Here is a 21,787-nt window from a genome sequence, read left to right on the forward strand (position 1 = left end):
CCATCAGCCATCGCATCAAGAAATGCGCCTGGAACGACGACTATCTCATCAATGCCATCACTCATATGCGATAGCCCTGCCCTCGAGGGGGAGATGTCCGGCAGGACAGAGGGGGGTGTGACGGAGTGCAACTTTCGCCCTTCTGTCAGCGGCTCAATCCGTCCACTTCACCTTGGTCAGGTCGTTGGCCTGGATGGGGGCGTTTTCCCATAGGCCCTGCAGTTTGGCGTCCCAGACGCCGACCTTCGGCAATTCGTAGAGGAAGCCGACCACGGCGTCATCGGCCAGAACCTTCTGCGCCTCGCCGAGCAGCGTCATGCGCTTGGCCTCGTCGGAGGTAAGGTTCAGCTCGTCGATGATCTTGTCGAAGGCCGGATTGTCGTAGTTGAAGTAATAGTCCTTGCGCGAATAGATATCGATGTCGTTGGGCTCGGTGTGGGAAACGATGGTCAGGTCGTAATCCTTCTTGGTGAAGACCTGGTCCAGCCACTGCGCCCATTCGACAGGGATGATCTCGAGGTCGATGCCGATTTCGCGAAGCTCGGAGGCGATGATCTCGCCACCAAGCCGCGCATAGGAGGGCGGCGGCAGCTTCAGCGTCGCCTTGAAGCCATTCTCCAGGCCGGCTTCCTTCAGCAACTCCTTGGCCTTGTCCACATTGTGCGGATAGAGGCCGGTGAGGTCGACATAGGCCTTGCTGGCGGGCGACATGTGCGAGCCGATCGGCACGCCGAGGCCGGCCGAGGCGCCGTCGATGATCGCCTTGCGATCGAGCGCAAAGGAAATCGCCTGCCTGACCTGCAGCTTGTCGAAGGGCGGCTTCTTGTTGTTGATCGACAGGATGGTTTCGCCCTCGGTCGAGCCGATTACCACCTTGAAGCGCGGGTCGTCCTTGACCTGGGCGACACTGTCAGGATCGAAGAACGGAAAGGCCTGGATGTCGCCGGAAAGCAGCGCCGGAACGGCGGCGGCGGCGTCCGGAACGATGCGGAACTCGGCCTTGTCGAGGAACACCGGGGCGCCCCAGTAATTGTCGGACTTGACCAGCGTGATCGATGAGCCCTTGGCCCAGCTCTGGAACTTGAACGGGCCGGTGCCGATCGGTTTTTCCTTGTTGGTGTCGGCTGTCTCAGGCGCGACGATCACCGCGTCGCCCCAGCCCATATTGTAAAGGAACGAGCCTTGCGGGTTCTTCAGCGTGACCGTCACCGTCGCGGGATCGACGACCTCGACCTTGCCGATGGCGGCGAACAGACCCTTTTGCGCGTTGACGGAATTGTCGGCGCGGGCACGATCGAGCGAGAATTTCACGTCGTCGGCGTTGAAGTCGCTGCCGTCATGGAATTTCACGCCTGTATGCAGCTTGAAAGTGTAGACCTTGCCGTCGTCGGAAATGCTCCAGCCTTCGGCGAGATCGGGCAGCACTTCGCCGTTCGGTCCGATGCGGGTCAGGCCCTCGAAGACATTGGCGTAGAGCACCTCGTCGATCGCAGCCGCGGCACCCGCGGTCGGATCGAGATGCGGGGGTTCGAGCGGAATGCCGATGACCAGGTCAGTTCGCGCGGCCATCGCCGAGGTTCCGGCGGCCAACGCCAGCGCCGCTGCGGCCAGAATGGTTTTCCACAATTTCATCGTGCAACTCCCCATATGCTAAAACACGTGCTGAAACCCGGCGGATAGAAGCGTGAATTCGTCGCCGAGTAAATTGCGTTTCGTACCGTCCGCCGCCGCCGGGAGGAATGTTTTTCCGCCCATGGCCGGATCATTGCGGGCCGGCCCCCCTCAGCAGAACGCCGAGGCCGATGGCCATCACCTTTGCCGAGTCCAACATATCGGCAATGCCGACCCATTCGTCGGGTCGGTGGGCAAGGTCGAGAATGCCCGGCCCATAAGCGATGCAGTCATAGATGTGGCCGATGCGGGCGACGTGTTTCTGGTCGTAGGTGCCGGGCGAGATCACGTAATCCGGCTCGCGGTCGAATATCTCCATGATGCCTTGCGCGACCGCCTTCACCACCGGTGCGTCGCGCTCGGTCATCAGCGGCAGCACTTCCATCAGATCGCGGATTTCGTAATCGAATTTCTTGCGCTCGCGCTTCAGCCGCTCGAGGATATCGATCACTTCGCTTTTGACCGTGCCGAGATCCTCTTCAAGCAGGAAACGGCGGTCGATGGTCAGCCGGCAGGAATCAGGCACGTTGGGCGAGGGCAGGCCGGGCCGGAAATCCTCCGTCTGGCCGCCATGGATCGAGTTGATGTTCATGGTCGAGCGTTTTGCGCCTTCGGGCACGACCGGCATGCGCGTCATTTTGCGGTCGAGCGCCGGAAACAATTCGTCCTCGAAGGCCCGCAGCACGGCGCCCATATGGCGTACCGCATTGTCGCCGAGGAACGGCATCGAGCCGTGCGCGATCTCGCCTTTGGTCTCGATCTCCGCCCACCAGACGCCGCGATGGCCGAGGCAGATGCGGTCCTTGTTCAGCGGCTCGGGAATGATGACGTGGTCGACCTTCGGCCTGGAGAAATAGCCGAGCTTCGCCAGATGCGCGACGCCGCCAAAGCCGCCGGACTCCTCGTCGACCGTCCCCGAAATCTCGATGGCGCCGGGAAAATCGGGAAAGACCTCCATGAAGGCTTCAGCGGCGATGATGGAGGCGGCAAGCCCGCCTTTCATGTCGCAAGCGCCGCGGCCATAGACCTTGCCATCCCTGACGATGCCGGCGAACGGATCGAGGCTCCAGCCGTCGCCAGGCTCGACCACGTCGATATGCGAATTGAAGTGCACGCAAGCACCCGGCGCCCGGCCATCGAAGCGGGCGACGACGTTGACGCGCGGGTAACGGTCAGTGTCGCCGGGTGTGCCCTCGGCACGGATGAATTCGGTCTCAAAACCACGCTTCTTCAGCCGCGCGCCGATATATTCGGCACATGGCCGATAAGCTTCGCCGGGCGGATTGATGGTCGGAAAGCGGATCAGATCCGCAGTCAGTGCAACCAGATCATCGGCTCGGTCATCGATAGCCTTGAGGAGCCGTTCGTTCGGTTCGTTCATTCGGCGAATTGAGCAGCGGATGAGGGGGTTTTGCAAGCCCGATGGCGAATTGCCAGGCGATTGCGTGTCGTTACGGCAACTATTGCGGGAAATCGTTCAAATTCGCTGCTTTGGATTGGTGAAATCGTCAGGGAGTAGGTGTTAGCTCGCTGGCTTGCCATCAAAATGCTGGAGAACAGCGTGAGGGCAGGCAGGCAAGGGGCATCAAAGGGGTTTGATCGCATGAAAAACACTGTTCTCATGGCAGCAGCATTGGTAGCGATGCTGTTCGGTTCGTCGTTCGAGGGCCGGGCGGCCAGCCTGGTCGCGAACATTGATATTTCCTCACAGACGATGACGGTAAGATACGGGCTTTCGTATTACCGGTGGAGCGTTTCCACCGCCCGCAAAGGCTACATCACGCCGCGCGGCAGCTATCGTCCGCAGCGGACGGCCAGGATGTGGTATTCGCGCAAATACGATATGTCGCCGATGCCCTATTCGGTGTTCTTCCGCGGCGGCTATGCCATCCACGGCACCGGTGCCGTCCGGCAATTGGGGCGCCCGGCATCGCATGGCTGTGTGCGCCTCCACCCCAGCAACGCCGCGGCCTTCTATTCGATGGTGCGCAAAGCCGGCTTCGGCAACACGCGGATCCTGGTGACGAATTAGGCCTGTCACTGGGCCCGAAAATAAAAAACCCGCCGGAGCGGCAGGTTCGTCGGCGCCAAGTAGCACCATACCGAAATTAGTAGCATAGCTGCCGGCACAAAGCAAGAACAAATACGTCAGTAGCGGAAAATGTTTGCTATGATTTCCGCTCAGGCGGCTTTGTCGCGCAATTTCAACGGCCGCCGCTTTCTGCGCTTGCTGATCTCCCAGCGCTTGTGGAACCACATCCACTGGCCAGGGTCTTCGCGCACCCAGCGCTCGACCACATCGTTGAGAAGCTGAGTGGTGGCGGGGACGTCGACATTGCCGCCTGCGGTGCGCGGCAAGGTGAGCTTGTCCTCGATTTCGAGCCGGAAACGATTGTTCGGCAAGCGCACGCAGCGCGCCGGGTAGACATCGCAATCGTAGTGCCTCGCCAGCGTGCCTAGTACGCGGTTGCTCTCGCAGGGGCGGCCGAAGAATGTCGTCTCGAGCCCGCCCGTGAATTTCTGGTCGACCAGCACGCCGATATTGCCGCCGTTCTCCAGGATAGCCGCAAGCGCGAACGAGGCGCCGGTCGAAGACGGCAGCAGCGATCCCATGCTCGAGCGGCGGGTCGAGAGGATGTAGTCGGCGAGGTAAGGGTTGTTGGGCGGGCGAAACAGCGCCGTGATGTTCATGCCGAAGGTGGCAGCAGCCACCGGCAGCAGCTCGAAATTGCCGAGATGCCCTGTGAAGACGATATGCGGCTTGTCCTCGCCGGCGATGCGCACGAAATGCTCCACGCCCTTGACCTCGACACGGCCCGGCTTCGTCGCAGCAGGATCGTAGTCGAACAAAGCATCGAGGAAGATATATTCGGCGGCGAGGCGAGCCATGTTGCCCCACATGTCGGAGGCGATCGCCTCGATCTCTGTATCGCTCTTTTCCGGATAGGCCTTGCGCAGATTGTCGATCGCAACCTTGTGGCGCTGCACCCAAGGGCCGATGTGGCGGGCGGCGCGGTCGGCGAAATTGAGCGCCCTGTCGGGCGGCAGCAGGCGCAGCGCGGAGATGATGATCATCGCGACCCGCGCGACCAGCCAGTAGTTGAACCGTCGAAGCCGCCGGCCATGGCGGAATCCCAGGTCCCGGCTGATCTTCCTGAAAGTCTTGCCGACCATTCTCAGCCGACGCGCAGGATGATCTTGCCGAACACGTCGCGGCCTTCCATGCGCTTCAGCGCGGCATCGATGCCGTCGAAGCCGACCTCGGTGTCGATCACCGGCGCGACAAGACCCGCCGCCATCTTCTGCATGGCGTCGGCCATGTTTTCCATGCGGCAGCCGAACGAGCCGAGCAGCTTCAGCTGCTGCTGGAACAACTGCATCAAATTGATTTGCGTCGACACACCGGAGGTCGAGCCGCAGGTGACCAGCCGTCCGCCGCGTTTCAGGCACAGCATCGAGGCGGCAAAGGTGTCGGCGCCGACATGCTCGAACACCACGTCGACGCCCTTCTTCTTCGTCAGCTTGCGCACGACGCCTTCGAAGCGGTCCTCGCGGTAATTGATGACGTGGTCGGCGCCGAGCGCCTTGGCCTTGTCGATCTTTTCGTTCGAGCCGACGGTGGTGATGACCGTGCAGCCCATCTTCTTGGCCAGCTGAATGGCGGCTGAGCCGATGCCGGAGCCGCCGGCATGGACGAGTATCGTCTCGCCGGGCTGCAGCCGGGCATTGTCGAACAGCATATGCTCGACCGTGCCGAAGGTAACCGGCGCCACCGCCGCGCCGATCTCGCTCACGCCGGGCGGCGCGGGGACCAGAAGGCGCGCCGGCAGGTTGATCTTTTCCTGCGCAAAGCCGTCGAGATGGAAGCCGTGCACGCCCGAAACATGCTCGCAGAGATTGTCGCGGCCTTCGCGGCAGGCGCGGCAAAGACCGCAGGTGCGGGCTCCATAGATCGACACCAATTGCCCGGGCACAAGGCTGGAAACGCCGGGGCCGACCGCCTCGACCTCGCCGGAAGCCTCGGCGCCGACGACCAGCGGCAGCTTGCGCTTGGCAAAAGCCATGCCGCGCCAGCCCCAGACGTCGATGTGGTTCAGCGCCACGGCCTTGATGCGCAGCGTCACCTCGCCGAGCGAAGGCGGCGGCGGTGGTGGCAGGTCCACCGTTTCAAGCCGGCGATCCTCGATAAGTTGCAATGCGCGCATGCCAGATCCCAGGTTGCGCATGACCCGAGAACCGTTTCGGAAAGGACCATGCGCACGACAACAGTGCTAGAGCGGAACGGTCGCTTAGACCGGTTCCCGCGCCATGACAAGGCAGGTGTTCTGGCCGCCGAAGCCGAAGGAGTTCGACAGGACCGTGCCGACCTCGGCGTTGCGCTTGGTGTTCGGCACCACGTCGAGCACGATCGCCGGGTCGGGATTGTCGTAGTTGATGGTCGGCGGAATGACGCTTTCGCGCATCGTCATCAGCGAAAATGCAGCCTCGACGGCACCGGCTGCCGATAGGGTATGGCCGATCATCGACTTGTTCGACGAGACCGGCATTGACGAGATACGCTCGCCGAACACCGTCGACAGCGACAAATGCTCCATCTTGTCGTTTTCGGGCGTCGAGGTGCCATGGGCGTTGACATAATCGATCCCGTCCTCGCTCAGGCCGGCATCGGCAAGGGCGGCGCGCACTGCCGCGATCGCCGGCGAACCGTCCGGCTTGGAGCGGGTGCGATGGAAGTCGTCGGCCTTTTCGCCGCAGCCGCGCAATATGCCGAGAATGGTGGCGCCGCGGGCAAGTGCTGCCTCCAGCGATTCCAGCACAAGGGCGCCCGAGCCTTCGGCCAGCACGAAGCCGTCGCGATCCTTGGAGAACGGCTTGGATGCCTTTTCGGGGATGTCGTTATGGGTGGAGAGCGCCGACAGAAGCGAGAAGCGGATCAGCGCCTCCGCGGTTGCCGATCCGTCGGCGCCGATCGACAGCGCCCGGTCGCATTCGCCGCGGCGGATCGCCTCGACGCCGAGCTGGATCGCCGTGGCGCCCGAGGCGCAGGCGGTCGACAGCGTGATCGGCAGGCCGCGCGTGCCGAAACGATCGGCAAGCCGGTCGGCGATCGAACCGAACTGGGTGGTCTCGAAAATGTCGAGTTCCCTCAGGCCGCGCGCCACCCGCAGGAGCCTCTCTGCACCGGTATCGTGCGTGTCGGAATTGTAGAGCGAAAAGCGCTCGCTCCAGTCGAGTTCGACCGGCGGCGAAGCGAGGAAAAGCGGTCCGCCGAAATCGCCGGCATCGAGGCCTGCCTCAGACATCGCTTCCTGGGCCGCGGTTTCGGCAAGCTCATAGGTGAGGAGACTGGCGCCCTTGGAACTCGACGGCAGGAAATCGACCATGCCGGAGATGCGGGTGTTGAGATGATCGACCGGGAAGCGGGTGATCGGATGGATGCCGGACTTGCCGGATGTCAGCGCCGCCCAATTATCGGCCTTGCCGACACCGAGCGAGGTCACCACGCCGATGCCGGTGACGGCGACGATCGGCCTGCCCATGTGGTCGTTCAGATTGGCCATTTGTTGTCCAAAAACCTGTTTCTCTTGGAGCATCGGATCGCCCGAAAACCGCGTCACGTTTTCGGTCCGATGCTCTAGGCGGCTTTGATCAGCGCCATGCCCTCGAATTGGTGATAGCCGATCGCCGTTGCAAGGACGGTCTTCGGGACGCCGGCAAACGGTTTTTCGACTGTGGCGTCGAAGACAGGGTAGGCGGCCTCGCGGTCGACAGCCAGGGCCGCCAGCGCGACGGCGAAGGGGAACTGCGCTTCCTTCATGTGGCCGGTGAGCGTCGAAAAGCCGCGTGCGGCGATCGCCGGATTGGCCTCGAGCGCCGATTTCTCGGCGGCGGTCGCGGCATGGGCGCCCGAAGCGCCGGAGATCGCCAGCAACTCGCCGTCCGGCAATGCGGCTTGCTTCAGCAGCATGGCGATCTCTCCATCGAGTTCGCCCCGCCGGCGCCTGGCGCGACCGGACAGGACCGGGCCAAGTTCCGCATAGATCTTCCGGCCACGGCTTGTCGCGTGCTCGCGCTGCTCCAGGACGAGAAACGCGCCGCCGGATCCGGTCACCACGCCGCCGCCCTCGGCACCTTGCCTCTGCCAGACCGGCCGCCACGGACCGCGATGCAGGTAGCCGGCCAGTTCATAGCCGAGCAGCATGTCGGAATGTTCGGTCTGGAAAGCGCCGCCGACCAGTATATGCGTCGACTGACCGGAACGGATGCGCGCGGCCGCGGTCTCGACGGCGGCGACGCCCGCACCTTCCTCGCCCATGAAGGTGCGCGACGACCCCGTCACCTTGTGGACAATCGAGATGTTGCCGGCGAGCAGGTTGGAAAGCTGTGCCAGAAACAGCGTCGGGCGCAATTCCGTGGTCAGCTTCTCGTTGAGCAGCACGTCGCGGTCATTGCGGCTTTCCGATGCCGCGAGAATGGCCGCGTCGACCGCTTCGTCGCGCTCGCCGCCGCCGGCGGCCACCACCATGTCCATGGTCGCGCAGAGTTCGTCATTGCCCTTGATGCCGGCATCATCGAGCGCAAGGCCGGCCGCATAGGTGCCGAGCCTCTGCCAGGTCTCCATCTGCCGCTGGTCGCCACGCTTGGAGATCTGCAGGTTCCAGTCGACCTCCGGCAGCGGGTGGACTGTATAGGGCGAGAAGCGCGAGGCCTCCAGAACCGGCTCAAGGCGCGGCTGGACGAGCTTTTGCCAATGCGCATCCGGACCCTCGCCCAGCGACGAGACTAGGCCGATGCCTGATATGACGACGTCGTGGGGGTTCATGGGCGGCTGTTCGGGTGAAGGCGCGTCAAGCGCTGTGCTTACGTGGCGTTCTTGGCGGCGACGAGCGCGTCGATCTTGGCGCACAGGTTCTTCATGACGAAATAGTCGTCGGTCGACGCCTTGCCGTCATTGACCTCCTGCGTCCACTTTTCCAGCGGCACCTTGATGCCGAATTCCTTGTCGATGGCAAAGACGATGTCGAGGAAGTCGAGGCTGTCGATGCCGAGATCGTCGATGGTGTGGCTTTCGGGCGTGATCGTCTCGATGTCGATCTCGCTGGTGTCGGCGATAATCTTGGCGACTTTGTCGAACGTGGTGGACAAGGGCTTTTCCTTCGATTGCGGGCGGAATCTGTCCGCATGTGTTTTGGGCTGTCTAATCGGTTTTTCCGGGCAGGAAAAGGCCTGATGCGCCGGCGGCAACTGGGATTGCTGTTCTGGCAGAGCAATAGGGGTCGCTGGCAACTCCTCCCGGCGATATGCCGAAACCGTCCCATCTCTGGTCATTGCGTGTACCAATGTACCACGAAGATCTATGACCATAGAACGCGTGCAGACCGGGTGCGCCTGGAAAAACGATTGGTGAAGGTGCTCAAGGCCTTGGCTAAGCATGACGACATGAGCATGGGTGGGCGGCTGGCGCACCGCATCCGCTATGTTCGCGTTACGCCGGATTCGCGTGTCGGATTGTCGAGGTGGCCTGCCGACCGACCACTAACGGAGGCACGGAGGCGTCGATTACCTATGCGTTCACTGCCTGAGCCCGGCAGGAGCATCGTATCTGTCCGAACTGACGGAGGACGCGTTCGCGGACATGATCGAGGGATGGAAGCTCCATGTCGACGCTTGGCTGGTAGCGGTGAAAATCTGACGCCGGGTAACTTGAACGAATTGCCACCAACGGTGGAATGTTACCTTCGTCTCGTAGATGGGAACGAGCAAGTAGCGGACAAAGCGGTCGCTCAGTGAGTTTTCCTTCGTTCTGTGCCTTGATGGGACAATTCTTCGCCGCTGATCGGAGCAACACCCGTGGTCATGCATTCCTTCCACATCCACATCCCGGATGAACAGATCGAGTACCTCCAGCGTCGTATCCAAGCGACAAGATGGCCGTCGTCGATCTTCGCATACGGATGGGAGGACGGTACTGACGTTGATTTCCTCAGAAAGCTTTCACGTTACTGGGAATACGATTTCAGGTGGCGCGATCACGAAAAACGTCTGAACCTGTTGCCTCAGTTTAGGGTCACGATAGACGGGTGCGACATCCATTTCGTTCACCAGAAAGGAAAGGGGTCATCGCCCTTGCCGTTGATCCTCACTCATGGCTGGCCCGGCTCCTTCGCCGAGTTCGAGCATGTCATTCCGCTGCTCACGGAACCTGCCAAATACGGCGGGGATGCCGATGACGCCTTCGATGTCGTCGCACCGTCGCTTCCGGGTTTCGGCTTCTCGTCCCCGCCGCGTCAAGCCGGCGTTAGCTCAAAGCATGTCGCGAAGCTGTGGCGGGGGCTGATGCGCGAACTGGGATATGATCGCTTCGCCGCACAAGGTGGCGACATCGGCGCCGGCGTCTCGACCTGGCTCGCTCAGCTTTACCCGGAGGACCTTATCGGATTGCACCTGAATTACATTCCGGGCAGTTTCCGCCCGACCCTCGGTCGCGGCGACCCACCTGTCACGCCGGAGGAGAAGGCATTCCTCGACAGTGCGGCGAATTTCGTCGCGACGGAGGGGGCCTACGCTTTTCTGCAGGGGACCAAGCCCCAGACGCTAGCCTTTGCACTGACAGATTCCCCAATCGGGCTAGCCGCATGGATTGCCGAGAAGTTCCGCAGTTGGAGCGACTGCGAAGGCGAACTCGAACGCGCCATCCCTCTAGACACGCTGCTTACCGACATCTCGCTCTACTGGTTCGGTAACACGATCGAGGCCTCGCTCCGGATTTACAAAGAGAACCGGCTCTGCCCCCTGATCTTCGGGCCAAGGGAGCGAATAACACCGCCCCTCGGCGTTGCAGTCTTCCCCCGAGAGCTCCCTATGCCACCTCGCTCCTGGGTCGAACGAGTCTTCCGTGTCGAGCGCTGGACCGACATGCCGAAAGGAGGACATTTCGCGGCGATTGAGCAACCCGAACTCCTGGTCGAGGACATCCGGGCCTTTTTTCGGCCGCTGAGGCTCCGGCCGGCAAAGTAGAGGACGAAAACCTCGCCCGTTGTCACGGCTCGGAAGGCCTAATGAGACGTACCATCGCATTCGCTTTCGTTGAAAGCGCTCGTTGGTCCTGACTAAGGGTCAATGTCGACCTTGGACTCGATCAAGACCTCATCGCGGGTCGGAACCGGTATTCCGCTTAAGGTACCAAACGCTAGATTTCACTACTAGCGAACGCTTCAACCGGCTCCGGCGCAGTCAGAAAGTGACGCGGCCGAGTACTCGCAGGCCGTCGCCCTGCGGCTCGACGACCACCGCCTCGCCTTCACGCGGCGAGATCCCGGTCAATTCCTGGATGTTTTCGAGATGCGTGACCATGACCAGATTGTCGGAGCCGGAATAGCCGCGGATCTCGGCAAGGATCGCGGCGATCTGGGCGGCCTTCTCCTTCTCGCCGGTCTTCAGCAGGTCAAGCGGTTCGAACGGCTCCGGCTCGCTTTCGAAAGCGATGCGGGCGGTCTCGAGGCAGCGGCAATAGCGGCTGGACAGCACGCGCTCGACCGGTGCCGCGCGGGCACCAAACAGCGCGCCGATCTTGCGTGCCTGCTGCTTGCCGCGCTCCGAGAGATTGACCTGGGTGGTGCATTTGCCGAGGTCGAAATTGGCTGCGTCGGTGGTGCCGGTGACCATGGCATGGCGCAGCAGCACCACATGCCCGCCGTCGCGCAGCAGCGCCCAGCCGGCTTCCGTCGCATGGGCTGTGGCGGAAACGGCAAGCAACAGCAGCGCCAGCACAAATCGAAGCATCAGACATCCTTTTCGGGTGACCGGCAGGCAGGTCCCCGGTGACCGGCATATAGGGACGGCAAAGCCGGCTGAAAGACAAGCCGAGTGCAACCTGCGGCCGAAACGGCTATCTCTTCGCTATCTGCTTCTTCACCAGATCGATCTTGCGGTCGGTCAGCGGGATGGGGATTGTATAGCCGGCTTCGGTAAAGCCCTGCTTGGCGTTCTCGAAGAATTCGATCGCCTTTTGGTATTCGGCATTGCCGCCGCCATAGCTGCCGCGGTTCCAGTGGACGTCGCCGAGATTGTTCTGCTCGAAGGCCCATTGCATCGGCTGGCTTTCGCGGGTGAAGACCTTGAGCGTTGCCTCGAACGCGGCTTCGGCTTCGTCCAGATACTTGCCGGTGCGTTCGAGATTGCCGAGATTGATCAGGCTCATGCCGATGCCGTTCTGCGCGTTTGCCCAATCGACGGGCGAGGTCTCGAAGGTCAGCACCTCCAGCGCCGCCCGGCGCGCGGCGATAGAAGCGGCCAGTTTGCCGGGATCGACCTCGCTCATGCTCAGCCATTGCAGCGCCGAGCCGAGGCCTGCCTGCGCCAGCGCCCATTGCCGCGGCGTCGTCTCGCGCTTGTATTCGCGCAGCGCATCGCGATAGGCCTCGATCGCGTCTTCGTAATGCATCGGATTGTCGGTCACGCCGCCGAGCAGTTGCAGCGTGTTGCCGAGATTGTAGTGGGTCATCGCCCAGTCGAGCGGAAAGCCCTTCTTGGTATAGACGCGCCGTGCCGCCCGGTATGCGGCGGCCGATTGCTCAAGCCTGGCAGCATCGCGGGTGCGCTGGCCGAGCGTCTGGTAGATCGAGCCGAGATTGTTCTCAGCGGAAGCCCAATCCATCGGAAAGCGCTGGCGGGTGAAGATGGTCAGCGCATCGCCGTAGGCGGCAGCCGCCTCTTCGAGCAGGCCGGTGCCGAGATCGAAACGAGCAGCACTGCTCAGCGCGTTGCCGAGATTAAGGCGGCTGGTCGCCCAGGAGACCGGAAAGGTGGCGCGGGTGCGGATCTTGAGCGCAGCGCGAAAGGCGTCGGCCGCTTCGTCGATTTTCGCCTTGTCGTTGCGTTGCGTGCCGAGAGACACCAGCGTGTTGCCCAGATTGTTCTGAAGCATCGCCCACTGAACGGGCGCTTTTTCGCGCGTGTACTCTTCAAGCGCCAGCCGGTAGGCGGTCTCGGCCTCGGTCAGGCGCTCGCCATTCGGTTCCCGTTCCGAAAGCGCATAAAGCGCAAGGCCGAGATTGTTTTGCGAGGCGGCCCAGTCCAGCGGGACTTTGTCGCGCGGACGCTTCTCCAGCGTGGCGCGCATCGCCACCACCGCCTCGTTCAGGCGTTTCGGGTCGCTCTCGCGCTCGCCGATCTTAAGCAGCACATTGGCCAGGTTGTTCTGGGCGGCGGCCCAGTTGAGGTCGTCCTTCTCGCGCTCGAACACGACAAGCGAATCGCGAAAGATCTTCGCTGCCTCTTCCAGCCGGTCGGTTTCGCGCTCGCGCTCGCCGATCGTCTGCAGCACCACCGCCATGTTGTTGCGGGTGATCGCCCAGTCGCGGTTCTGCGCGCCATTGGGGATGAAATTCAGGATGACGCGGTAGGCGTCGATGGCGCGCTGCAGCGCTTGCCTGTCGCCGGTGGCATTGCCATGGGCATTCAGCGCTTCCGCCTCCTGGTTCTTGTAGTTCCAGCGCAGTCTGTCGTCCCATTTCTCGACCAGCGAGAAGGCCTTGCCGTAATCGTTGGCGGCCGACAGATAGTCGAAGACCAGCGCCGAAGCGTCGGCGCGCCTGGTATAAATCGCCGCGTCGGCAAGACGCTTCTGCCTGACCAATTCCTCCGCCTGGTCGACGGCGCCGCTGGCCTGCTCGACCCGGCCCACCGCTTGGTCGAGGAAGTTGCGCGCGGTGACGATGGCGCCCTGGCCTATGGCCTTGTCGGCCGAGGCGACGAGGCGGCTTATCTCGGGGTCGTCGGTGCGCAGCGCGTCGCGCTCGGAGATCATCTTCTTCAGGCGCTCGGCCTGGGCGTCGAGCAGCTTTTGCAGGTCGGTGGGGTCTTCCGGCATCTTTTCGGTGCCGAGCGCCTTCAGCACGCCATAAAGCGCGTCGAGCGGCACGCCGTCCTGCAGCGAGGCCAGTTCCACCTGTGCCCGCTTGGGGTCCGGCAACTCGGCGATCGTCAGCAGCAATTGCCGCCGCTCGCCGGTGATCAGCCCGTCGTCGCCAGTCGGTTCCTGCGGTGCTACGCCGAAATAGAGCAGCCGGCGCAGGCTTTCATTGACCCATGGCCGCTGCTTGGCCTTGGTGTCGAGATAGACCTCCTCGGTCACCATGCGCATGACCGAGCCGAACTCCGTGCCCTTCATCGCCGCGAGATGGCGCAGAAGTGCCGCTGCGTAGGGGCTGTTTTCGCCGACGATACCGTCGAGTGCCGGCCGCCCCGGCTCGGCGGCAAAGCCGATCACCGTTCCCAGATTTTCCGTCGCGGTCGCGTCCGCCAGTGCCTTGGCGCCGCGCACCGGCTCCAGTCCGCCGGCGCCGATCGGCGAGGCCGAGGCCGTGGGCGTCCGGCGCAGCACCGCGTCCGCCGGAAACGGGTTGGTGCGGCAGGCATCGAGCAGCATGATCGTTACCGGCACGGTCGTCTTCAATTCGTCCATGACGGCGGAGATCGGCACCAGGGCCTGATCGGCGTCCTTCAATGAAGAAACGTCGGCGTCGACCGGCACCAGATAGTTTTCGCCGCCGGCCTCGATGCCGTGGCCGGAATAGTAGATCAAGGCGACGTCGGCGTCCTCGGCATCCTCGGCGAAACGCTCGAGATCACGCTTCAGCTTTGCCGCGTCGCGGTCGGTGACGCTGCGCGCGTCGAAGCCGAGATCGGTCAGCAACTTGGCGATGTCGCGGGCGTCGTTGGCGGGGTTGGGAAGCGCCGTTATGTGCCGGTATTTCGACTGGCCGACGATCAGCGCCACGCCCTTGAGGCTTGCTGGCTCCGCGGCATGAGTCGAGGTCACCACGAGACAGAGCAGGGCGGCGACGAAAGCCGTCAGCCACGCCTGCTTGAAGAAGTGCTGATTTCCGACAAGGCCCATTCGCCGCGTGTCCCCCGACAACCCTGTATAGCGCTGCCATCCAACCATGAGCAAATTCGGGCAAGATCCGAGCGGCCGGATTGTTGGCTGGTACATTCGCGAGGGAAGGGCGATTGCGCCGCGATCAGGGCTCGCCTATCACGGCAAAAATGTCTCCGCTTACCGAAACCGTCCTCTTCGTCTTCAGTCTCGTCGGGCTCGGCTATCTTGCCGGGTTGACCGGCTATTTGAAGCCGGCGAGCGGCGAGGGCGTATCCGAATTCGCCATCAACGTGGCAATGCCGCTTTTGCTGTTCCAGACCATGATAAAGGCGGATTTCCACGGCGTGGCGCCGTGGTCGCTGTGGGGCGCCTATTTCGCAGCGGTGGCGCTTACCTGGGCTGCCGGCCATCTGGTCATTACGCGCATCTTCGGACGAGACGCACGCGCCGGCGTCGTCGGCGGCGTGTCGTCGTCCTATTCCAATGTCGTCCTGCTCGGTGCTCCCTTCATCATCGGCGTGTTCGGCCCGGCCGGGTTCGAAGTGCTGTCGCTGCTGGTTTCCATTCACCTGCCGGTGATGATGATGGCCTCGATCATCCTGTTCGAAATGTTCGGCCGCGGCGGCAGCGAGCCTGTGCATCCGCTCCGCGTCATCACGAGCTTTCTCAGGAGGGTATTCATCAACCCGCTGATCATCGGCATACTGGCCGGGCTCGCGTGGCGCTTCACCGGTGCGCCGCTGCCGGTGCTTGCGACGCGGCTGACCGACGCGCTGGCCGGCACGGCCGCCCCGGTGGCGCTGTTCGCCATGGGGCTAAGCCTGCGCCGTTTCGGCATTTCCGGCAATGTCCGCCCGGCGCTGGCGCTGTCGGCGCTGAAACTGTTTCTGATGCCGGCGCTGGTTCTTGGCCTGGTCTGGCTGATCGGCCTGCCGCCATTGACCGCAAAGGTGGCGGTGGTGGTGGCGGCGCTGCCGTCCGGCATCAACTCCTATCTCATCGCCGTGCAGTTCAACACCGGCCAGGCGGTGGCATCGAACCAGATGACCATCGCCACCGCCAGCGCGGTGGTCACCACGGCGTTTTGGCTGACCGTGGTTGTCCATGTTTTTGGATAAGAGTCCGGCGAGATCGCTCTCGCTTTGGCTGGCCCAAACCCTATATGCCATCTTGTGATTGCTTGCGGGGCTTGCCCTAGGCTAAGAGCAGTGGCTCTAGCGATGCTATCGCGCACGTCCATTCACGAAATCAGCGACCGGCCCGCCAGGTGCCGAACGGAGGCGAGATCATGCTTCAGAAAACCAGCCATTTCATGCGGCAGGCCAATCTCATCAATGGCGAATGGGTGCAGGCCGATTCGGGCCAGACGGTCGACGTCAACAATCCTGCCACCGGCCTCAAGATCGGCACCGTGCCGAAATCGGGCAAGGCCGAGACCCGCCGCGCCATCGAAGCCGCCGACGCTGCCTTCAAGACATGGCGCAAGACCACCGCACTCGAACGCTCGAAGCTGTTGCGCAAGCTGCACGACGCGATGATGGACAATCAGGACGTGCTGGCCGAACTGCTGACGATCGAACAGGGCAAGTCGCTGTTCGAATCGAAGGGCGAGATCGGCTCGGCCGCGTCCTACATATTGTGGTTCGCCGAAGAAGGCCGCCGCACCTATGGCGATGTCGTGCCGTCGCCCTGGGCGGACCGCCGTATCCTGGTGACCAAGGAACCGGTCGGCGTCATCGCCGCCATCACGCCATGGAATTTCCCGTCCTCGATGCTGGCCCGCAAGCTCGGTCCGGCGCTTGCCGCCGGTTGTGCCGCCGTGGTCAAGCCGGCGTCGCAGACGCCTTATTCCGGCCTTGCCTGGGGCGCGCTTGCCGAGGAAGTCGGCTTCCCCAAAGGCGTCATCAACATCCTGACCGGTGCCGCCGGTGAGATCGGCGACGAGATCTGCGCCAACCCGCTGGTCAAAAAGATCACCTTCACCGGCTCGACCGAGGTCGGCAAGATCCTGATCCAGAAGTCGTCGGTGACCGTCAAGAAAGTGTCGATGGAGCTCGGTGGCAATGCGCCGTTCATCGTCTTCGACGACGCCGACATCGAGCGGGCCGTCGCTGGCGCCATCACCGCCAAGTACCGCAATTCCGGCCAGACCTGCGTCTGCACCAACCGCTTCCTGGTGCAGGCCGGCATCTATGACCAGTTCGTCGAAAAGCTTGCTGCTGCCAGCAACGGGCTGAAGGTCGGTTCCGGCCTCGAGGAAGGCGTCCAGCAGGGGCCGCTGATCGACGAAAAGGCGGTGGAGAAAGTCGAGGAGCTGATTGCCGACGCTACCGGCAAGGGCGGCAAGGTCGTCGCCGGCGGCAAGCGCCACGCGCTCGGCGGCTCGTTCTTCCAGCCGACGGTGATCGCCAATGCGACGCCGAAGATGCGCTTCATGAAGGAAGAAATCTTCGGCCCGGTGGCGCCGGTGTTCAAGTTCGAGACCGAGGAAGAGGCCGTGGCACTCGCCAACGACACCGAGTTCGGGCTGGCCTGCTACTTCTACACCGGCGATCTCGGTTGCGCCTTCCGGGTCATGGAAGGGCTCAAATACGGCATGGTCGGCGTCAATGAAGGGCTCATCACCACCCCTGAGGCGCCGTTCGGCGGCGTCAAGGAATCGGGCCTCGGCAAGGAAGGCGGCCATCAGGGCATCGAGGACTATCTCGACACCAAATATGTCTGCATCGGCGGACTTGGTCTCTAGAAGCCTGATGCGGTAATACCGAAAAAGACCCTGAGCCGCCAGGCTGGCATCGATCAATGAACTTGCGAGCATGGCGATGAAGGACGGCGAGGTTTTCGGCACGACGCAGGCGGGCGAGGAAGTCCGCCGTTTCACCATTCGTGGCGGCGGCCTTACCGCCAACATCATCGGCCTGGGTGCGATCATTCAGGATCTGCACCTGGCCGGGCACGAGGCGCCATTGGTGCTCGGCTATGATCGTTTCGAGCACTATGAGACGGATACCGCCTTCTTCGGCACTGTCGTCGGGCGCTATGCCAACCGTATCCGCGACGGCCGCTTCACGCTTGCCGGCAAACGCTACCAGACCGAGCGCAATTTCCTCGAAAAGCACACGCTGCATGGCGGTTCGCAAGGTTTTTCGCGCCGGGCCTGGGCGGTTTCGCTGCATGGCAGGGATTTTGTCACGCTGACCCTGCACGACCCGGACGGCATGATGGGCTTTCCCGGCGCGCTCGACGTGACCTGCACCTACCGGCTCAAGATCCCCGGTACGCTCAGCGTCGAACTGACCGCCACCTGCGAGGAGCCGACGCTCTGCAACCTCACCCAGCATTCCTATTTCAACCTGGATGACGGCGGCGCCGGCGACATTCTCGACCACCGGCTGATGCTGAATGCCGGCGCCTATCTTCCTGTCGACGCCGATTTGATTCCGACAGGCACGGTCAAGCCGGTCGACGGCACACCTTTCGACTTTCGCCAGGCGCGGCCGCTGCGCATGGAGACCGAGGGCGAGCAACTCCCCTACGACCAGAATTTCTGCCTCGCCTCGACGCGCGGGCCGCTGAAGCAGGCATCATGGGCGCAAGGCGCGAATTCCGGCGTCGAGATGGAGCTCTGGACCACCGAGCCAGGTGTCCAGCTCTATACCGGCCAGTATCTGGCGCCGTCCTCGCCTGGACTGGGCGGACGCCAGTACAAGGCGTTTTCAGGCTTCTGCCTGGAACCGCAAATCTGGCCGGATGCGCCCAACCGGCCGTATTTCCCGCAAGCCACGCTGTGGCCGGGCCAGATCTACCATCACGTGACGGAATGCCGGTTTAGGCTGCCTTAGGGCATGACCCCCGGAAACCGGCATGGTTTTGCTGCGCTGACCTCCGGTTCGGAAAGGATCATGCAAATTCAAAGTGTTATAGCGTCCTTTGCGCGTCCAATGACGCGCGGCGCTCTGGAGTCAAAACGCAATCACTCTGAACGACCGACTTCGAACCCTCTCGGACCTTTGACGCCGAGAGCCCTGACGACGCAAGTTGACCCTGAGCTGCCCTTCGTCAGCCCATTTCACTGCGCGAAAGCCGACATTCGCGGCACTCGGCACTGACCCCTTGCTGACCTTCTCCAAGACGAGCCCCAAGCGCAAGTCGTGGCCCCAGTGGGGACAATCGACAGGCGCGATCACCCGATGTAGCTGCTTGGCGATCGAGCCTCGAAGTCAACCTGATAGACTTTTGAAATGGGCGGCATAAAATTCGCTTTTCTGCTTTCAATGAAAGCAACGCGAAATGGCCGAAGAACGCGCCCAACGCCGCCTTGCCGCCATATTGGCTGCCGACGTGGTGGGCTACAGTCGACTTCTGGACCTGGACGAGCAAGGAACGTTGGCCGCTTTAAGGAGGACGAGGAAGGAAATCCTCGAACCACTCGTCCGCGACCGTCATGGCCGTATTGTGAAAGTGATGGGTGATGGCGTTCTGGTCGAGTTCGGAAGCGCGGTGAACGCCGTGTCATGCGCCGTGGACCTTCAGAAGCGGATGGCGGCCGCAAACGAGGGTGTGACCGCCGACCGGAGAATCTACCTGCATATCGGCATCAATCTGGGCGATGTCGTTGTCGAGGACGGCGATCTGTTCGGCGACGGCGTCATTGTCGCAGTGCGGCTCCAGGCAATGGCCGGGGCAGGAGATGTCTGTGTGTCCGGCAGCGTCTACGACCAAGTCAAGCGGAAGCTCGATTGCGGCTTCGACGAACTTGGTCCGCAAGCGATCAAGAACGTCACCGAACCAGTGTCTGTCTACCGGATCCGGCTGTCGACCGCATCGGACGATGGCGGGCTCGCGGAGAAAGCGCCTCTGCAGCTCCCCGCCAAGCCCTCCATTGCCGTCCTGCCCTTTACGAACATGAGCAATGATCCGGAGCAGGAGGCATTTGTCGATGGCCTCACCGAAGACTTGATCACGGATCTGTCGAGGACAAGCGAGTTGTTCGTCATCGCCAGCAACTCGGCATTTGCATACAAAGGCAGGCACGTGGATGTGCGTCGCATCGCGCGAGAACTGGGAGTTCGCCATCTTCTTGAAGGTAGTGCACGGCGGGCCGCTGGACGGGTGCGTATCAACGCCCAACTGATCGACGCGATCGCGGGTGACCACCTTTGGGCCGAAAGATTCGACCGGAGCCTAGAAGATATCTTCGCCGTTCAGGACGAGGTGACCGGCAAGATTGTCGAGGCTCTGGTTGGCCGCCTGACCACCGCGCCGGCGCGCAACAGACCGAGCAACCTGGAGGCCTATGATCTCTGTGTGCGTGCCCGGGCCCTTGGCCTGCAAACGGCGCTCACCGCGAAAGAGGCCATTTTGCTGCTGAACCGGGCAATCGCGCTCGACCCGGAATACGCGGAGGCGCACCGTTGGCTGGCACTCAACCTCTGGCTGGGCTGGGAGTTCTGGGACGAACCGATGGACCCCAACCGCGCAAGAGCGCTCGCCGAAGCACAGCTGGCGGTCGAACTCGACCCGAACGACGCCGGGAACAGATGGGTATTGGGCGTCATACTGGGACATGAGAGTCGCTGGGTGGAATCGGATGCCGAATTCGATGCTGCCCACGAGCTGGACCCCAACCACGCCGACGCTTGGGCGATGCGGGCCGAGTTGACGACTGAAAAGGGGCGACCTGCCGAAGCCATAGAGCAGGTCCGCAGGGCACTGCGACTCAACCCTCACCCGCCCGGTTGGTATTACTGGATGTTGGGCCAGGCCCAATATGCCATGGGCGACTACGAATCCGCGATCCAAACGCTGCGCAGGCCCGAAACCTATCGCACGACTTCACGACGCCTGCTTGCAGCAAGCCTTGCGCAACTTGGCCGTTTGGAGGAAGCGCGCTGGGAGGCGAAAATGTTCATGATAAGCAATCCGCACTTCACTATCCGGCACTGGTCGGATTCGCAGCCATTCCCAGCCGAAGACGTGCGCCGGCATATCGTGGAAGGTTATCGCATGGCGGGGCTGCCAGAATGACTGTCATTGGTTATACCTTCGGCCTGCTGTCGACAGGCGTCCCAAGGCTGCCGCAGCAGCGAACATTTTGGTCTTCTGACGGAACGAAATTCGCCATATCGTGCGTTTGTTTCGCCTCATGGTGTGCTTGAACATGGCCAGTGAAGACTTTCGGCACCGGATAGCGCGACGCGAGGACCTCGCCTCCATGATTGCGCTCATGGATGCAGCGATCTCCGAACTCCAGAAACCGTTTCTCGACGATGACCAGATCCGATCCAGCCGCGCAATCATGGGGCTGGACACGCAGCTTGTCGATGATGGCACCTATTTCGTCGTGGAGCACGCCGGCGTCCTGGCAGGCTGCGGTGGCTGGAGCCGGCGCACGACCATGTATGGTGGTGATCAGTCACCGGGACGCAACGCGGCACTGCTTGATCCAGCCACGGACGCGGCGCGTATCAGAGCCATGTATACGCATCCGGACTTTGTCCGGCGAGGCGTCGGCCGCCTTATCCTTTCGCTGTGTGAACGTGCCGCTAAGGCTGAGGGCTTCCGCCGTGCCGATCTGGCAGCCACGATGGCAGGAGAGCCGCTCTATCGAGCCTGCGGCTACCAACCCGCCGAGAAATTCGTCGATGACCGTGGCGGCGCTCCGGTTCCGATCCTGATGATGAGCAAGACGCTCTGAGCTACGCTCAAAGGCCACTCGCTCGCGGCCGGCACTCGCTCCGGCCAGTATGGCAGGAGGAGGATGCTGGAGATTGAACCAGGCCATCTCGAACGAAACAGTACTTCGCCTGTACTTCCGCTCCATGGTCGAGTCGCGACCGACGTGGAGGTTTTCGGGAACGTCTCGAGATGGCGCATGTGGTCGGGTGGCGCGTTGAGTTTAACCGGATCAAACGACCATCCGCTTCGGGTCCGCATCAGGTCGTAGCGAGAACGAGCGCAATGCTGAAGCGCCATGATTGTCAGCAAATGGCGCTCTGTGCTCATTCCCGCCGACTAATTCAAACGGCAAGTTCCGCCCATCTGGGCCATTGGCGGCAGCCAGTCTGATTGAGTTTTGACCCTAATCCTCAAACGCCGCCCTCAGCGTTTCGAACGTCGCAAACACGCCCAATGCAGCGCCCTCGGGATAGTTGTGTGCGTCAAGTTCTGCAAAAATGGCGTGGCAGTAGCTGTGACGTCGGCGTGTCCGCCGCGCAGCCCCCGTGTTTAGCG

Annotated in this window: 16 protein-coding genes; 7 read left to right on the top strand and 9 right to left on the bottom strand. The window is 62.4% G+C overall.

Annotated elements, in window-relative coordinates:
• Positions 1-153 precede the first annotated feature (153 nt).
• Both NKH43_RS32810 and NKH43_RS32815 read right to left on the bottom strand, forming a co-directional pair.
• Positions 154-1,632, bottom strand: coding sequence for an ABC transporter substrate-binding protein (locus tag NKH43_RS32810; protein ID WP_352861656.1), 1,479 nt, complete (start codon positions 1,630-1,632; stop codon positions 154-156).
• Between the two features lie 130 nt (positions 1,633-1,762).
• Positions 1,763-3,052 (bottom strand): acetylornithine deacetylase/succinyl-diaminopimelate desuccinylase family protein, encoded by a 1,290-nt coding sequence (locus NKH43_RS32815; RefSeq protein WP_352861658.1) that lies wholly within the window; start codon positions 3,050-3,052, stop codon positions 1,763-1,765.
• Positions 3,053-3,274: 222 nt separating this feature from the next.
• On the opposite strand from NKH43_RS32815, the gene NKH43_RS32820 reads away from it, so the two are divergent.
• The gene (locus NKH43_RS32820; protein ID WP_023719972.1) at positions 3,275-3,703 is read left to right on the top strand and encodes a L,D-transpeptidase; all 429 of its coding nucleotides are present in this window, start codon (positions 3,275-3,277) and stop codon (positions 3,701-3,703) included.
• 149 nt (positions 3,704-3,852) lie between these two features.
• On the opposite strand, the gene NKH43_RS32825 is transcribed toward NKH43_RS32820, so the two are convergent.
• The 5 genes from NKH43_RS32825 to NKH43_RS32845 all read right to left on the bottom strand — a co-directional run bounded on the left by NKH43_RS32825 (position 3,853) and on the right by NKH43_RS32845 (position 8,817).
• A complete protein-coding gene (locus tag NKH43_RS32825) occupies positions 3,853-4,845 on the bottom strand; it encodes a lipid A biosynthesis lauroyl acyltransferase (RefSeq protein ID WP_352484195.1) in 993 nt (330 codons plus the stop codon).
• 2 nt (positions 4,846-4,847) lie between these two features.
• On the bottom strand, positions 4,848-5,876 hold the full coding sequence (locus NKH43_RS32830; protein WP_352484196.1) for a zinc-binding dehydrogenase: 1,029 nt from the start codon (positions 5,874-5,876) through the stop codon (positions 4,848-4,850).
• An 84-nt stretch (positions 5,877-5,960) separates the two neighbouring features.
• Complete coding sequence (locus NKH43_RS32835) at positions 5,961-7,232, bottom strand: beta-ketoacyl-ACP synthase (protein ID WP_023719975.1); 1,272 nt, start codon at positions 7,230-7,232, stop codon at positions 5,961-5,963.
• Positions 7,233-7,306: 74 nt separating this feature from the next.
• Positions 7,307-8,494 (bottom strand): beta-ketoacyl-ACP synthase, encoded by a 1,188-nt coding sequence (locus NKH43_RS32840; protein WP_352495968.1) that lies wholly within the window; start codon positions 8,492-8,494, stop codon positions 7,307-7,309.
• A gap of 38 nt (positions 8,495-8,532) precedes the next feature.
• The gene (locus NKH43_RS32845; RefSeq protein WP_023719977.1) at positions 8,533-8,817 is read right to left on the bottom strand and encodes an acyl carrier protein; all 285 of its coding nucleotides are present in this window, start codon (positions 8,815-8,817) and stop codon (positions 8,533-8,535) included.
• 711 nt (positions 8,818-9,528) lie between these two features.
• Between NKH43_RS32845 and NKH43_RS32850 the strand changes: the two genes are divergently transcribed.
• A complete protein-coding gene (locus NKH43_RS32850) occupies positions 9,529-10,689 on the top strand; it encodes an alpha/beta fold hydrolase (RefSeq protein ID WP_036245003.1) in 1,161 nt (386 codons plus the stop codon).
• A 216-nt stretch (positions 10,690-10,905) separates the two neighbouring features.
• Here NKH43_RS32850 and NKH43_RS32855 read toward each other — a convergent pair whose 3' ends face one another.
• Together NKH43_RS32855 and NKH43_RS32860 are read right to left on the bottom strand one after the other, a co-directional pair.
• Positions 10,906-11,454: a histidine phosphatase family protein gene (locus NKH43_RS32855; protein ID WP_352861660.1), complete on the bottom strand. Its 549-nt coding sequence runs from the start codon at positions 11,452-11,454 to the stop codon at positions 10,906-10,908.
• 106 nt (positions 11,455-11,560) lie between these two features.
• On the bottom strand, positions 11,561-14,572 hold the full coding sequence (locus NKH43_RS32860) for a caspase family protein (protein ID WP_352861662.1): 3,012 nt from the start codon (positions 14,570-14,572) through the stop codon (positions 11,561-11,563).
• 149 nt (positions 14,573-14,721) lie between these two features.
• Between NKH43_RS32860 and NKH43_RS32865 the strand changes: the two genes are divergently transcribed.
• From NKH43_RS32865 to NKH43_RS32885, 5 genes are all read left to right on the top strand, one after another.
• Complete coding sequence (locus NKH43_RS32865) at positions 14,722-15,672, top strand: AEC family transporter (protein WP_352861665.1); 951 nt, start codon at positions 14,722-14,724, stop codon at positions 15,670-15,672.
• A 170-nt stretch (positions 15,673-15,842) separates the two neighbouring features.
• Positions 15,843-17,300, top strand: coding sequence for an NAD-dependent succinate-semialdehyde dehydrogenase (locus NKH43_RS32870; RefSeq protein WP_352861664.1), 1,458 nt, complete (start codon positions 15,843-15,845; stop codon positions 17,298-17,300).
• A gap of 70 nt (positions 17,301-17,370) precedes the next feature.
• On the top strand, positions 17,371-18,396 hold the full coding sequence (locus NKH43_RS32875; protein WP_352484203.1) for an aldose epimerase family protein: 1,026 nt from the start codon (positions 17,371-17,373) through the stop codon (positions 18,394-18,396).
• A 448-nt stretch (positions 18,397-18,844) separates the two neighbouring features.
• On the top strand, positions 18,845-20,581 hold the full coding sequence (locus NKH43_RS32880) for an adenylate/guanylate cyclase domain-containing protein (RefSeq protein ID WP_023719984.1): 1,737 nt from the start codon (positions 18,845-18,847) through the stop codon (positions 20,579-20,581).
• Between the two features lie 187 nt (positions 20,582-20,768).
• A complete protein-coding gene (locus tag NKH43_RS32885; protein WP_245278622.1) occupies positions 20,769-21,251 on the top strand; it encodes a GNAT family N-acetyltransferase in 483 nt (160 codons plus the stop codon).
• Positions 21,252-21,787 lie beyond the last annotated feature (536 nt).

Origin of the sequence: Mesorhizobium sp. M1163 (assembly GCF_040318415.1) — a bacterium.
Taxonomy (GTDB): Bacteria; Pseudomonadota; Alphaproteobacteria; order Rhizobiales; family Rhizobiaceae; genus Mesorhizobium.